This is a genomic window from Caballeronia sp. LZ008 (genome assembly GCF_031451435.1).
GTDB classification, from domain to species: domain Bacteria; phylum Pseudomonadota; class Gammaproteobacteria; order Burkholderiales; family Burkholderiaceae; genus Caballeronia; species Caballeronia zhejiangensis.
Window position 1 is genome coordinate 2,374,487 of sequence record NZ_JARUXK010000001.1, and the last position, 13,496, is coordinate 2,387,982.

Genomic DNA, 13,496 nt, shown 5'->3' on the forward strand with positions numbered 1-13,496 from the left:
CTCCCGACTTTTTCCGATGTCGAAAAATGCCCGCGCGCGGGCGCTACGAAGTGTGTGGCCGCTTTCTTGTTGATTGATGTCCGCACAGCGGCCAGTGCGTCATTCCTTCGTGATCTCGTTTGCTTCAGTCGTGGTACAGCGCGCTTCGCCCGCCATCCACGGTGATACAGCTCGCGTTGATGAACGGCGCCTCGTCCGATGCGAGGAACACCGCCGTCATCGCGACTTCCCGCGGCTCGCCGATACGCTTCATCGGCTGAAGATCGAGCGTCGCCTGACGCGCGGCCTTCGGATCAGCCTGCGAATTCCACCAGTCGAGCGTCAATTGCGTTTCGATGTAACCCGGCGCGATCGCATTCACGCGCACGTTGTTCGGCGCGTACTCGATGCCGAGCGCGCGCGTGAGGCCGATCACACCGTGCTTCGCCACCGGATACGGAAAGCAGCCCGGAATGATCTTGAAGCTGTGCGTCGACGCGATGTTCACGATGCTGCCGCGCCCGCGCTCGACCATCCCCGGCAACACCGCGCGGCAGCCGTTCCACACGCCGTCGAGATCGACGGCGAAGCAGCGGCGCCAGTCGTCGTCGGTCATCGTGAGCGGATCGCAGAACACGTTGATGCCGGCGTTGTTCACGAGCACGTCGAGCGGGCCGAGCGCGGCTTCGGTCTGCGCGACGGCTTCCTTCACCGATGCGCTTTGCGTCACGTCCGTTTCGACCGCGATGACGTTCGCGCCGGTTTCTTCCCCGATGCGCTCGGCCGTTTCGCGGGCCGTGCCGATGTCGAGTTCCGCGAGCGCGACGCGTGCGCCCTCGCGCGCGAACGCCAGCGCGATCGCCGCGCCGATGCCGCGTCCCGCGCCCGTGACCATCGCGACCTTGCCGGCGAGGCGGTTCATTTGGCTGCGCCTCGTGCAACGGCCAGTCCGTCGATGAACGCCTTCGCGTGCCGCGCCGTGACGTCCGCGCTCTGGCCCGGCTTGTAGAGCGCCGAGCCGAGGCCGAAGCCGTTCGCGCCTGCGCTCAAGAACGGCTCCATGTTGTCCGGCGCAATACCGCCGACCGGCACGAGCGGCACGTCCTTCGCGATCACCGCGCGCCATGCCTTCGTCACCGTTGGGCCGAGTTGCTCGGCGGGAAACATCTTCAGCACGTCCGCGCCGTTCTTCAGCGCGAGAAACGCCTCGTTCGGCGTCGCGACGCCCGGCGCGCACGCGAGACCCTGCGCCTTCGCGGCACGCACGACATCGGCGTCGCTGTGCGGCATCACGATGAGCTCGCCGCCCGCGGCCTTCACGCTATCGACGTAACTCGGATGCAGCACCGTTCCCGCACCGACGATCGCATCGGCGGGGAGCGTCTGACGGATCGCCGCGATGCTGTCGAACGGCTGCGGCGAATTCAGCGGCACTTCGACGATGCGAAAGCCCGCTTCATAGAGCGCGCGGCCGTGATCGGCGGCTTCGGCGGGCGTGACGCCGCGCAGTATCGCGATCAGCGGGCACGCGGCGAACGCCTTTGCGAGACCGGCGTGCATGCCGTAGGGCGCGGGCAGATTGATGGGAGGCTGCATCGTGTTCTCTCCTTTTCAGGCCGCGCGCCTGGCCGCGACCAGCCCGGCCAGCGCGGCGATTCCATAAAGGCCGTGCTCGGTGGCGTGCGCGACCGTGGCGGCATCGTGGCATCCGAAACGCGCGAGCGCGGCGCGATAGCGATTGCAAAGCGCATCGTTGCCGATCAGGCGCAGGGGCTTTCCCGCGAGCGCGGATTGTTCGCGCGCAAGCACTTCGTTCAGTCCGCGCAATTCATGGCCGATCAACAGGCCCGACAAATAATCCGATTGCTGCTCCGCGCTCAGTTGGCCCGTGAGGCCGAGCGTGCGCGTGCTGAAGATCGTCGCGAGCACGCCGGGATGACCGGCATCGCGCGCCGTCTCGACGCCGCGCAGGAACGCCTGTTCGTCGTGCGTCGCGGTGGGATGCATCGTGCGGCCGAGGATCGTGTGATCGCGCAGCGCGCTGAAGGTCTCGCCCGTCATGAAGGTGTAGAAACGCTCGATGCGCTCATCGGCGACGAACGCCCACTTCGCGTGCGTGCCCGGCAGTCCGATCAGCGCGCCGCCCGCGTTTCCGAGCGCCGGCTCGCTCGCCAGCGCGCCGAAAATCTGCGTTTCCTCGCCGCGCATCACGTTGGGCAACACGCCGCGCTCCAGCACGCCCGGCACGACATGCAGCACGACGCCGCGCGCCGTCTTCACATCGACGATGCCCGCGACGAGCGCATCGGCGTTCGCCGGCGTTTCGACGTACGGCGCTTCGACCCAGCCCTGCGCGCTGCCGACCATGCCCGCCGCGATCACCGGCAAGTGCGCGTGCGCGTCGAGCCACGCGCCGCAGGTTTGCTCGAACGCCTGATCGAACCCGCCCGCCGGCAGATTCATGATGCCCGCCGACGATGCGCGCGTATCGAGGGCGAGACCGTCGGCGCCAAGCAGATAGGCGCGCAGCGAAGTCGTGCCCCAGTCGAGCGCGATGAGCGCGGGCGTGGAAACGGATGCGGTCATCGCTTGATCCTGCGGGCGGCCTGCGGCGCGCGCCAGCCAAGTTCCTCGGAGATCGCGTGCGCTTCGCGCTGCACGACCGGAATCAGTTCCTCCATGCGCTCGTGCGGCATGTAGGGAATGGTGCTCGCCACCGACAATGCCGCGACGATCGCGCCCGACGCATCGCGCACCGGCGCGGCGACGCAGCGGATCGACGCCTCGTTCTCTTCGAGATCGAACGTGAAGCCGCCTTGCGCATAGCGCGTCATGCGCTGCTGGAAGGTGTCGAAGTCGGGGCGGTTGTCGGGCTTGAAGCTCATCCTCGCGAGCACGCGATGCGACGCTTCCAGCAGCTTCTTCCACGCGTTCGCTTCGAGGTCGAGCATCATCGCCTTGCCGATGCCCGTCGACGCGAGCGGCATCCGGTGCCCGACGCGCGAACGCATCTCCAGGCCGCGCGTGCCCGGAATCTTGTCGATGTAGAGCACGTCGTCGCCGTCGCGCACGCCGAGATGGATCGTGTCGTGCGTATGCTCGGCGAGCGCCTGCAGATGCGGTCGCGCGACGGTCGTGAGCGGCATCTGTTCGAGCGCGATCGTGCCGAGTTCGATGAGCTTCGGCCCGAGCAGATAGCCGCCCTGCACCTGACGCAGATAGCGCGCTTGCACGAGCGAGCTCACGAGCCGATGCGTCGTGCTGCGCGTCGTGCCGAGCGCCGCGCCGAACGCGCGCAGGTCGCGCGCGCCGTTCGCGGCGGCTTCGAGAATCGCGAGGCCGCGCAACAGCGTCTGCGTGCCCGCCTGCTGCGGTGTGATGTCGACGAGCGCGCTCGGCAGCGCGATGGCGTCGGGATCGGGTGTGTGCTTCGTCCCGCTCGCGCCGTTGGACTTGGCGCGCGCTGCGCCCGCCTCGGCGACGTCGGTTTCAGGGGTCTGGAATTTGGTCATGGCGCGAATCCCTCGTCGATCACGATGCGCGCCGGATGACGCACGCGGGCGCGCCCCCGATGGAATGAGCGTACGAATCGTGCAAGGAGGCCCGCGAGCGCGGGCGTGCGATCGAATGCATGACGTGTCTCCATTGTTCTGGTCGTGCGCGCCGGAAGTCGCTCCGGTCGTCGCCCGCGCGTGCCGTTTCAGGCTTTGGCCGGATTGTAGTTCCGGCTCTTCGATTTATTCAATATGTGATCGTCGTGCTCACATAATGGGAGAGGAGCTTGCAGCCGAAAGCTTCTGGAAAACAAAAAAGCCCTGAATTATCAGGGCTTTGCATTGTTTATCGCGGCCAGCTAAATTTCACTGCGGCAGTTCCGCTGCCCCCATCCGCCGTGCGATGACGCCCGCGCGCTGCGACAAATACGGCGCATTGCGATGGTCGTCGAAATACTTCGGACGCGGCAGCATCACCGCAAGCCGCGCGCTCTGCCAGGCCGTCAGTTTCGCCGCCGATGTCTTGTAGTAATACCGCGCCGCCGCTTCCGCGCCGTACACGCCGTTGCCCCACTCGACCGAATTCAGGTAGATCTCGAAGATGCGTTCTTTGTCCATCCAGAACTCGAGCATCCAGGTGATGACGAGCTCCTGCGCCTTGCGCACATAGCTCTTTTCGCGCGACAGAAACAGGTTGCGCGCGAGCTGCTGCGAAATGGTCGAGCCGCCCGCGACGATTTTTCCGCGCGCCTTGTTCTTCTCCCACGCCTGAAGGATGGCGTCGGTTTCGTAGCCGTTGTTATTGACGAAATTCGCGTCTTCCGAAGCGATGATCGCGCGCTTCAGATTGCGCGAAATCTGCTCGTACGGCACCCAGGTGCGTTGCAGCGAAATGCCCGGATGCGTCTTCGCGAGCGTCCACGCGTCGGCGCGCATGAAGGCCGTCGGACCGGGATTGACGATCGTCCAGATGCCGATCTGCGCGAAGAACCACATTTGCGTCGCGATGAACGCGATGCCGAGCACCGATACGCCGTACGCGATCCAGCGCGCCGGGCCGAGCCGCACCGCTTTGCGCACGCGCGGCGAGCGGCTGCCCTGGCTGCCGACGGGCGCGGTGGTCATGTCAGGCTTTCGCGGCCAGCGCGGCGCGCAGATCGCGCAGCACCGCGCCGCCATCCGGGCGCACGCCGCGCCAGATGAAAAACGATTCGGCGGCCTGCTCGACCAGCATGCCGAGACCGTCCGATGCGCGCGCGCCGAGCTTCGACGCGTGTTGCATGAAGACGGTCGGCTGCGCGCCGTACATCATGTCGTAGGCGAGCGTGCCCGCGCCGAACGCGCTGTCGTCGCAATCGGGCAAGGCGGCGTCGAGGCTGCCCGCGGTCGCGTTGACGATCACGTCGTACTGCCCGGCTTCCGCGCTGTCGGCGCCGCCGCCCGAGAAACGCACGCCGCACTCGGACGCGTTCTGCGCGAACTGATCGACGAGCTGATGCGCCTTCGCCGCCGTGCGGTTGACGATGGTGAGCGCCGCCGGCGCGCGATCGAAGATCGGCAGCACGACGCCGCGCGCCGCGCCGCCCGCGCCGAGCAGCAGAATGCGCGCGCCTTTCAGACTCACGCCGAGATTCACTTCGATGTCGCGCACGAGGCCGACGCCATCGGTGTTGTCGCCGCGCACGCCATCCGGCCCGAAGGCGAGCGTGTTCACCGCGCCCGCCGCTGCCGCGCGCGGCGACAGCGAATCGGCGAGCGCGTGCGCTTCGAGCTTGAACGGCACGGTGACGTTCATGCCGCGTCCGCCCGACGCGATGAACGCCTTCACTTCACGCGTGAAGCCATCGAGCGGCCCGAGAATGCGGCCGTATTCGATCGGCTCGCCGGTCTGCGCGGCGAACTTCGCGTGAATCCACGGCGATTTGCTGTGCTCGATCGGATTGCCGATCACCGCGTATTGGTCTTTCATGGCGTCGGTTCCTGCGCGTTGTCGGGCGTTTCCGGTTGTGGCTGCTCCACCGACGCTTCCGCCTGCGCTTCGGCTTCGCTTTCGGCAGAAAGATCGCTCGTCTCGATGATCTCTTCTTCCGCCTCTTCTTCCTCGACCGGCGCGCTCGCGGACGGCGCGTCGATCACATGCAGCAGACGGCACGATGCTTCGACCGTCAGCTCGTCGATCGATACGACTTCGAGCATCACACGCGTGCCGCGCGCATGCACGCCGAGGCCGGGCACGTGCAGGATCAGCGGAATCTCTTCGAGCCGCACGAGATCGTCCTTGATGACCGAAGCGGGAACGTGCTTCCTGTTCTCCTGCTTGAGCCAGCGCAGGCACCAGAAATACTCCATGCGGCGCTGGTGATCGGCATACGCGGTGTACGTGTCGTCGAAACCCTGCACGACGGCGAAAAGGTCCGCGTCCTTCGGCTTGAACGGCGCGGCGAGCTTGGCCGTCACGCCATGCTGCACGCACGCGAGCAACTGCCATTGATTGACGAGGTCGACATAACGGCGCAGCGGCGACGTGCTCCACGCATATTGCGCGACGCCCAGGCCTTCGTGCGGCGCGGGCGTCGTCTGCATGCGCGTGCGTTTCGGTCCCGGACCGCCGAAGCCGCGCTGCGAACGATAGATGCCCGGCACGCCGTGATCGTTGAGGAACGCGCCCCACGACGAATTCGCGAGAATCGCCAGTTCCGCGACGATCAGATCGAGCGGCGAACCGCGACGGCGCGGCGTGATCGTGATGTGCTCGCCATCGACATAAAAGTTGAAGTCGTTGTTGCGCTGCACTTCGCGCTTGAGGCCGTAAGTCGCGCGCGCCTGCTGACGCTTTTCGAAGAGCGCCTGCGCGAGCGGCCACAGCACCGCGATGTCTTCCTTGTGCGGATAGTCGCCCGTGCCGGCCGCGAGCGTTTCCTCGGTGACGAACTCGTCGAGATGGTTGTGGCGCAGGTTGCTCTTCACGAACACGCGTTCGGCGCGCGTTTCAGTGGCGACGATATCCTGCGTCTCGCGATTCACGATGATGTACAGCGACAGCGCCGGGCGCAGCCCGCCCTCGCCGAGCGTGAACACGTCGACGACGTTGTCGGGCAGCATCGTGATCTTGTCGCCGGGCATGTAGACCGTGGAGAGACGCCCGCGCGCGATGGCGTCGATCGTGTCGCCACGCGTAATGCCGAGCGCCGGCGCCGCGATGTGGATGCCCACGCGCACGCGGCCATCCGAAAGATGCTCGACGGAGAAGGCATCGTCGATTTCGGTGGTGGTGACGTCGTCGATGGAGAACGCTTCGACGTGCGCTTCCGGCAAATCCTCGGGCAGCGGTCCCGGCTGCACCGACGGAAAACCGATGCCGTGCGGGAAGAACTCCGACAGGAACTTCGCCTCGTGCAACTGTCGGGGCGAGGCGATGCCGCCGCATTCGAGCATCAGCCGCGCCTGCGAGATACCGCGCGCCGCCGCCGCCGCTTCGAGCGCCTTGTACTCGATCGAATTCTTGTCCGGCTTCGTGAGCAGGCCGATCGCCTTGCCCTTCAGCGCATCGGGCAGCTTGCCCGCCTTCAGTTCCTCTTCCCAGCCCTGCTGCACGAGCGCCTGCTGACGCTTGCGTTCGAGCGACGCGAGCGCCATCTGCAATTGTTCCTGCGGCGCGCGCTGATACTGGCCGCGCCCTTTGCGCCGGAAGTAAACCGGCGCGCCGTGCATGCGCAGGACGAGCGCCGCGCGTTCGGCGGGTCCGAACTTGTCGCCGAAGTAATCCGCGCCGAGCGCGGCGAACGGAAATTCCTCGTCGGGCGCGCATTCCCACAGGAAGTCGAGATCGATCTCCTGCGCGATGGCGTCGGCTTCCTGCATCAGATCGCCGGCTGCGGGCTTCTCGAACTCGATCAGCACGTCTTTCGCGCGCACTTTCGCGCGCCGGCCGCCCGGCAATTCGACCTGGAACGCGTCGCCCTGTTTCGACAACACCGATCCGGCCTTGAAACTACCCGATTCCTCGAAGAAAACGTTCACTCAATACTCTCGTAAAACGGTGGACCGGGCCGCGCTTGCCGCGCGCCGGCGAATGAATGGGCTCAGGCGGCTGCGGTCGCGCGCACGGGTGGCGGCGCCTGGTCGCAGAACGCGATGACATCGGCGAGATAAGCCGGGAAGTCGCTGATCGCGTGATCGCTGCCCTGAATCAGCGTGGTTCGCACGCCGGGATAGTGGTCGAGCATCGTGCGGTAATCGAGCACTTCGTCGCCCGTCGCCGCGATCAGATAGTAGCGCTCGGGCCGCGTGATCGATTCGACCTTGAGCGCGCGCAACTCGTCGAGATGGCGCGGCAGCACGGTGATCGTTCCGCCGCCGTGCCACAACGGCTGCTCGCCGAGAAAATGGCTCAGATCGCGATCCGGCACGACCGCCGGATTGAGCAGCACGGCGCGCCAGCCGTGTTTCTCCGCGAGATACGTCGCGTAATAGCCGCCGAGCGAACTGCCGACGACGGTCACATCGCCCGCTTTCTCGCCCGCCGCGAGCGATTCGGCCAGCGCGACGGCATCGCACGGCGATACCGGCAGCGACGGGCACTGCCATTCGCCGAGCCTCCCGAGTTCCGCGAGCCGCGCGTGCATCACGCGCGCCTTGAACGATTGGGGAGACGAGCGAAAGCCGTGCAGATAGAGAATCACGAATGTCCTCCTGCGCCACGCGCCGAAAGCGCGTCGAGCAGTTTCTGATGGACGCCGCCGAAGCCGCCGTTGCTCATCACGAGTACGTGGTCGCCGGGGCGCGCGGCGGCCGCGACCGCCTTCACCAGAGGTTCGATTTCGTCGAATGCCCGCGCCTTGTCGCCGAGCGGGGACAGCGCTTCTGCGAGATTCCAGCCGAGCTTGTCGCGGCCTTCGCGCGCGCCGTAGCCGAAGACGAGATCCGCGCCCGCGAGACTCGCCGGCAATTGCGCTTTCATCGTGCCGAGTTTCATCGTGTTCGAGCGCGGTTCCAGCACGGCGAGGATGCGCGACGTATCCGAATTGCCGATGCGCGTGCGCAGGCCCGCGACGGTCGTCTCGATTGCGGTCGGATGATGCGCGAAGTCGTCGTAGACGGTGACGCCGTCGACGCTGCCCTTCACTTCCATGCGCCGCTTGACGTTGCGAAAACTCGCGAGCGATTTCGCCGATTGCGCCGCCGGCACGCCGACCGAGCGCGCGGCCGCGATCGCAGCGAGCGCGTTCATCCGATTGTGCTCGCCCTGCACCTGCCAGTCGACGACGCCCTGGCGCTCGCCTTCCCAATACACGGCGAACTGCTCGTCGACGGCGGCGCCTTGTTCGACGGGCAGCGCCTGCCATCCGCCTTCGACGCCGAAGCGTTCGACGCCCGACCAGCAGCCGCGCGTGAGCACCCGTTCCAGCGCCGCCTCGCGCCCGTTCGTGACGATGCGCCCGACGCCCGGCACCGTGCGCACAAGGTGGTGGAATTGCGTTTCGATGGCCGCGAGATCGGGGAAGATATCGGCGTGATCGAATTCGAGATTATTGAGCACGGCCGTGCGCGGACGGTAATGCACGAACTTCGAACGCTTGTCGAAAAATGCGGTGTCGTACTCGTCGGCTTCGATCACGAAAAAGCTCGAATCGGTCAGGCGCGCGGAAATGCCGAAGTTCAACGGCACGCCGCCGATCAGAAAGCCGGGATTCATGCCCGCGTCTTCGAGCAGCCATGCGAGCATCGAGCTCGTCGTGGTCTTGCCGTGCGTGCCCGCCACCGCGAGCACCCATTTGCCGTTCAGCACATGCTCGCCGAGCCACTGCGGGCCGGATGTGTATGGCAGGCCGCGATCGAGGATGGCTTCCATCAGCGGATTGCCGCGCGTCACCACGTTGCCGATGACGAAGAGATCCGGCTCGAGCGCGAGCTGCTCGATGCCGTAACCTTCGATCAGTTCGATGCCCTGGGCTTCGAGTTGCGTGCTCATCGGCGGGTAGACGCCGGCGTCGCAGCCGGTGACCTTGTGGCCCGCCTCGCGCGCCAGAACGGCAAGTCCGCCCATGAAGGTGCCGCAGATGCCGAGGATGTGGATGTGCATAAACCGTGTCGCGCCGCGCGGGCGATTGAGATGCGAAAACAGGAACGGCGCCGTACCGGTGAACCTGAGGGCAAACCCGTGCAGAAAGGCGCCTGAAGGCGCATATTGTAACCGAGCAGGCTAAGCGCTTTTCCCCCGGCGCAAGCCTGCCGCCCTTGGCCCGCAAAAGGGCCGCTCGAGCTTATCTAGTATCATTCCGGCATGGTTCGCAAATCACATTTCGATCCGCAGCGCGTGCGCGAGGAAATCGCGATCGCTGCCGCGAGGATGATCGCCGAAGACGGCCTCGACTACTCCACCGCCAAGCGCAAGGCTGCGCGGCAGGTCGTCGGCGAGGCGAAGATCGGCGGCGAGTTCCTGCCCGATAACGACCAGATCGAAGAGGAAATCCGCGAGTATCAGGCGATTTTCCAGAGCGACAGCCAGCCAGCCGTGCTGCGCCGGATGCGCGAAGTCGCGCTCGACTGGATGGAGCGCCTGACACCCTTCGATCCATATCTGACGGGCGCGGTGCTCAACGGCACCGCAGGCGAGCACTCCGATATTCATCTGCAATGCTTCTGCGACAATCCCAAGGAAGTCGCCATTTATCTGCTGAACGCGAACGTGCAATACGACGTGTCGGAGACGCGGCACTTCGCGGGGCGCGGCTATGTCGAGACGCTGAGCTTTCTGCATCGCGCACGCGACGAGGAGCCGGTCGGCGTGCATATCGCGCTCTACGGTCCCGACGATCTGCGCGGCGCGGTGCGCGCGGACAACCGCGGACGCCTCGCCCGCGCGAACGCGGCGGCCGTACGCACGCTGCTCGATCACCCCGATGTCCCGCCGCTCGAGATCAGCGGCTGATCTATCTTCTCTACGCTCATGAAAAGCACACGCATTCTGGCGGCCCTCGTGGTCGCCGTCGCCGCGACCGTCGGCGGCTTCTACGCGGGCCATCTGTTCACCGGCGGCGATACCGTGGCCGCGACGCAGCCGAGCGGCAACGCCGTCGATCAACTGTGGAAGGCGACGCCGCCGGGCGCTTCCGGCACGTCGCAACCGCTCGCGGCGTTCAAGGGCAAGCCGGTCGTCGTGAACTTCTGGGCGTCGTGGTGCGGACCGTGCGTGAAGGAAATGCCGACGCTCTCCGCGATGCAGCGCGATTACGAAAAGAAAGGCATCACGTTCATCGGACTCGGCGTCGATAGCGAGAAGAACGTCAACGATTTTCTTAAGAAAGTGCCGGTCGCCTATCCCGTCTACGTCACCGGCTTCGGCGGCGCGGATCTTGCGCGTAGCTTCGGCAATAATGCGGGCGGCCTGCCGTTTACCGTCGTGATCGACGCGAATGGGAAAATCCGCTCCACGAAACTGGGCGAAGTCGACCCGGCCGAGCTGAAACATACGCTCGACAGCCTGTAAAAATTGGCTGCGTGTACGCCGTGGCTTGCGTCGAGTAAGCTGCGAGTTAGCACGCAGTACGCCGATCTTGCTGGAAATTCGACGCGACTCCCAATACGCGGCGGTAATTTGTCCCATGGTTGCGAGCCGGACTGCACAGTAAAACTAGACAAAATTCTCTAAACGGCGCTAAAGTGCGCCGAATTCCGCACAACCCGAAGCGACTATGACAACTCTGCCGGTGCCATGTGGCCCCCTCGCCGTCAAGTCCGACCTCCGCAAAACGGCGGTCGGAAGGCGTGGAGCATCCGCAGCCGTCATCCGCGTGCTGTTCGGGCGCGCGCTTCGAAGCGACCACGCCGATACGTTCGACATGAACGCTACCGGCGTGCCGACCGATTCTGCAGCCGTCGTTTGCGCGGGCGCTTTCGCGAGCGTGCGTGTCGGACGGCTGGCCGCGCCGACTCGCGGCTGAGCAGTCAGAACACCCACAAATCAAGTCAAGTGCCGGGCAGTCCCGGTCTCCAAGTATTGAAAGGGGATTTTTCGATGGACCTTCGTAAACTGAAAACGCTGATCGACCTCGTCTCGGAATCCGGCATCTCGGAGCTGGAAGTGACGGAAGGCGAAGGCAAGGTTCGCATCGTCAAGAACGCCGCGCCGGTCTACATGCAGGCGCCGCAGCAGTACGCACCGCAAGTGCAGTCGCCGGCCGCGCCGCAATTCGGCGGTGCAGGGGAAGCCGGCGCGCCGGCAGCCGCTGCGCCCGCGGCCGCCGCGCCGCAAGGTCACATCGTGACCTCGCCGATGGTCGGTTCGTTCTACCGTGCGCCGTCGCCGGGCGCGGATCCGTTCATCCAGGTCGGCGATACGGTGAAGGAAGGCCAGACGCTGTGCATCATCGAAGCGATGAAGCTCTTGAACGAAATCGAAGCGGACAAAGCCGGCGTCGTGAAGGAAATCCTCGTCGAGAACGGCCAGGCGGTCGAGTACGGCCAGCCGCTCTTCGTGATCGGCGACTAAAGGCGCACCGGGCCGTGCCGCGGATGCGCCTCGCAGCCGCCGCCCGGCCCCGCCGCGCCGGCGCGCTTCATGCGGCATCGATTCGTCGAGAAGCGCGCCGCCGATTGGATCCCCGAGGGCCGCTCGCGCGAGCCCGTTGATGAGCCGACCCACTATGTTTGAAAAAATTCTCATTGCGAACCGCGGCGAAATCGCGCTTCGCATCCAGCGCGCGTGCCGCGAGCTGGGCGTCAAGACAGTCGTCGTCTATTCCGAAGCCGACAAGGAAGCGAAGTACGTCAAGCTGGCCGACGAAGCCGTGTGCATCGGACCGGCGCCTTCGAATCTCTCGTACCTGAACATGCCGGCGCTCATCAGCGCGGCCGAAGTCACCGACGCCGAAGCCATCCATCCCGGCTACGGCTTTCTCTCCGAAAACGCCGACTTCGCCGAGCGCGTCGAGCAATCGGGCTTCACGTTCATCGGGCCGCGTCCCGAGACCATCCGCCTGATGGGCGACAAGGTCACCGCCAAGCAGACGATGATCAAGACCGGCGTGCCGTGCGTGCCGGGCTCCGAAGGCGCTTTGCCGGACGATCCGCGCGAGATCGTGAAGATTGCGCGCGCAATCGGCTACCCCGTCATCATCAAGGCGGCGGGCGGCGGCGGCGGGCGCGGCATGCGCGTGGTGCACACCGAAGCGGCGCTCGTGAACGCCGTCAACATGACGCGCGAAGAAGCGGGCCGCGCCTTCGGCAACCCGCAGGTGTACATGGAGAAGTTTCTCGAGAACCCGCGCCACATCGAGATTCAGGTGTTGTCGGACTCGTTCCGTAACGCGATCTGGCTCGGCGAGCGCGACTGCTCGATGCAGCGCCGTCACCAGAAGGTGATCGAGGAAGCGCCGGCGCCGGGCATTGCGCGGCGGCTGATCGAGCGCATCGGCGACCGTTGCGCCGACGCGTGCAAGAAGATGGGCTATCTCGGCGCGGGCACGTTCGAGTTCCTGTACGAGAACGGCGAGTTCTACTTCATCGAAATGAACACGCGCGTGCAGGTCGAGCATCCGGTGACGGAACTCATCACGGGCGTCGATATCGTGCAGGAGCAGATCCGCATCGCCGCGGGCGAAAAGCTCTCGATCCGCCAGAAGGACATCCAGTTCCGCGGCCACGCGATCGAGTGCCGCATCAACGCGGAAGATCCGTTCAAGTTCACGCCGTCGCCGGGACGCATCACGTCGTGGCATACGCCGGGCGGCCCGGGCATTCGCGTCGATTCCCACGCGTATGCGAACTACTTCGTTCCGCCGAACTACGATTCGATGATCGGCAAGCTGATCGCGTTCGGCGCGACGCGCGAGCAGGCGATCAACCGCATGCGTATCGCGCTGTCGGAAATGGTCGTCGAAGGCATTTCGACGAACATCCCGCTGCATCGCGAAATGATGATCGACGCGAAGTTCGTCGAAGGCGGCACGAGCATTCACTATCTCGAGAACAAGCTGGCGGCGCGCCAGGCCGCGGTCGCCGAAGAGTCCTGAAGCACGCCTT

General features: G+C 65.5%; 13 protein-coding genes. 4 read left to right on the top strand and 9 right to left on the bottom strand.

Annotation, left to right across the window (positions count from 1 at the left end):
* Positions 1-124: 124 nt before the first annotated feature.
* The 9 genes from QCE49_RS11040 to mpl all read right to left on the bottom strand — a co-directional run bounded on the left by QCE49_RS11040 (position 125) and on the right by mpl (position 9,555).
* Positions 125-901, bottom strand: a complete 777-nt coding sequence (locus tag QCE49_RS11040) for an SDR family oxidoreductase (protein ID WP_008342890.1) — start codon at positions 899-901, stop codon at positions 125-127.
* Positions 898-1,575, bottom strand: coding sequence for a 2-dehydro-3-deoxy-6-phosphogalactonate aldolase (locus QCE49_RS11045; RefSeq protein ID WP_008342891.1), 678 nt, complete (start codon positions 1,573-1,575; stop codon positions 898-900). The genes QCE49_RS11040 and QCE49_RS11045 overlap by 4 nt, the downstream gene beginning before the upstream one ends.
* A 15-nt stretch (positions 1,576-1,590) precedes the next feature.
* A complete protein-coding gene (locus QCE49_RS11050) occupies positions 1,591-2,565 on the bottom strand; it encodes a 2-dehydro-3-deoxygalactonokinase (protein WP_250458972.1) in 975 nt (324 codons plus the stop codon).
* Positions 2,562-3,491 carry an IclR family transcriptional regulator gene (locus QCE49_RS11055; protein ID WP_008342893.1) on the bottom strand — a complete coding sequence of 310 codons (930 nt, stop codon included), beginning with the start codon at positions 3,489-3,491 and terminating at the stop codon, positions 2,562-2,564. Before QCE49_RS11055 ends, QCE49_RS11050 begins: the two co-directional genes overlap by 4 nt.
* Positions 3,492-3,839: 348 nt before the next feature.
* A complete protein-coding gene (mtgA, locus tag QCE49_RS11060; protein WP_250435196.1) occupies positions 3,840-4,598 on the bottom strand; it encodes a monofunctional biosynthetic peptidoglycan transglycosylase in 759 nt (252 codons plus the stop codon).
* 1 nt (position 4,599) lies between these two features.
* On the bottom strand, positions 4,600-5,442 hold the full coding sequence (aroE, locus tag QCE49_RS11065) for a shikimate dehydrogenase (RefSeq protein ID WP_239295161.1): 843 nt from the start codon (positions 5,440-5,442) through the stop codon (positions 4,600-4,602).
* Positions 5,439-7,493: a ribonuclease catalytic domain-containing protein gene (locus QCE49_RS11070; RefSeq protein WP_033536347.1), complete on the bottom strand. Its 2,055-nt coding sequence runs from the start codon at positions 7,491-7,493 to the stop codon at positions 5,439-5,441. The genes aroE and QCE49_RS11070 overlap by 4 nt, the downstream gene beginning before the upstream one ends.
* Positions 7,494-7,555: 62 nt before the next feature.
* Positions 7,556-8,155, bottom strand: coding sequence for a YqiA/YcfP family alpha/beta fold hydrolase (locus QCE49_RS11075; protein ID WP_008342897.1), 600 nt, complete (start codon positions 8,153-8,155; stop codon positions 7,556-7,558).
* Positions 8,152-9,555, bottom strand: a complete 1,404-nt coding sequence (gene mpl / locus QCE49_RS11080) for a UDP-N-acetylmuramate:L-alanyl-gamma-D-glutamyl-meso-diaminopimelate ligase (RefSeq protein WP_250435199.1) — start codon at positions 9,553-9,555, stop codon at positions 8,152-8,154. The genes QCE49_RS11075 and mpl overlap by 4 nt, the downstream gene beginning before the upstream one ends.
* Before the next feature lie 201 nt (positions 9,556-9,756).
* On the opposite strand from mpl, the gene QCE49_RS11085 reads away from it, so the two are divergent.
* From QCE49_RS11085 to accC, 4 genes are all read left to right on the top strand, one after another.
* On the top strand, positions 9,757-10,404 hold the full coding sequence (locus tag QCE49_RS11085) for a hypothetical protein (protein ID WP_008342899.1): 648 nt from the start codon (positions 9,757-9,759) through the stop codon (positions 10,402-10,404).
* 18 nt (positions 10,405-10,422) lie between these two features.
* Positions 10,423-10,962 (top strand): TlpA disulfide reductase family protein, encoded by a 540-nt coding sequence (locus QCE49_RS11090; protein ID WP_175982757.1) that lies wholly within the window; start codon positions 10,423-10,425, stop codon positions 10,960-10,962.
* 528 nt (positions 10,963-11,490) lie between these two features.
* Positions 11,491-11,964 carry an acetyl-CoA carboxylase biotin carboxyl carrier protein gene (gene accB, locus QCE49_RS11095; RefSeq protein WP_008342903.1) on the top strand — a complete coding sequence of 158 codons (474 nt, stop codon included), beginning with the start codon at positions 11,491-11,493 and terminating at the stop codon, positions 11,962-11,964.
* A gap of 154 nt (positions 11,965-12,118) precedes the next feature.
* Positions 12,119-13,486 carry an acetyl-CoA carboxylase biotin carboxylase subunit gene (gene accC / locus QCE49_RS11100; RefSeq protein WP_008342904.1) on the top strand — a complete coding sequence of 456 codons (1,368 nt, stop codon included), beginning with the start codon at positions 12,119-12,121 and terminating at the stop codon, positions 13,484-13,486.
* Positions 13,487-13,496: the final 10 nt, after the last annotated feature.

Excerpts from the sequence above, each read along its gene's own strand:
- mpl (WP_250435199.1), bottom strand. The coding sequence starts at position 9,555 with ATGCACATCCACATCCTCGGCATCTGCGGCACCTTCATGGGCGGACTT.
- mtgA (WP_250435196.1), bottom strand. The coding sequence starts at position 4,598 with ATGACCACCGCGCCCGTCGGCAGCCAGGGCAGCCGCTCGCCGCGCGTG.
- QCE49_RS11085 (WP_008342899.1), top strand. The coding sequence starts at position 9,757 with ATGGTTCGCAAATCACATTTCGATCCGCAGCGCGTGCGCGAGGAAATC.
- QCE49_RS11090 (WP_175982757.1), top strand. The coding sequence starts at position 10,423 with ATGAAAAGCACACGCATTCTGGCGGCCCTCGTGGTCGCCGTCGCCGCG.
- accC (WP_008342904.1), top strand. The coding sequence starts at position 12,119 with ATGTTTGAAAAAATTCTCATTGCGAACCGCGGCGAAATCGCGCTTCGC.
- QCE49_RS11045 (WP_008342891.1), bottom strand. The coding sequence starts at position 1,575 with ATGCAGCCTCCCATCAATCTGCCCGCGCCCTACGGCATGCACGCCGGT.
- QCE49_RS11055 (WP_008342893.1), bottom strand. The coding sequence starts at position 3,491 with ATGACCAAATTCCAGACCCCTGAAACCGACGTCGCCGAGGCGGGCGCA.
- QCE49_RS11040 (WP_008342890.1), bottom strand. The coding sequence starts at position 901 with ATGAACCGCCTCGCCGGCAAGGTCGCGATGGTCACGGGCGCGGGACGC.
- QCE49_RS11050 (WP_250458972.1), bottom strand. The coding sequence starts at position 2,565 with ATGACCGCATCCGTTTCCACGCCCGCGCTCATCGCGCTCGACTGGGGC.
- accB (WP_008342903.1), top strand. The coding sequence starts at position 11,491 with ATGGACCTTCGTAAACTGAAAACGCTGATCGACCTCGTCTCGGAATCC.
- aroE (WP_239295161.1), bottom strand. The coding sequence starts at position 5,442 with ATGAAAGACCAATACGCGGTGATCGGCAATCCGATCGAGCACAGCAAA.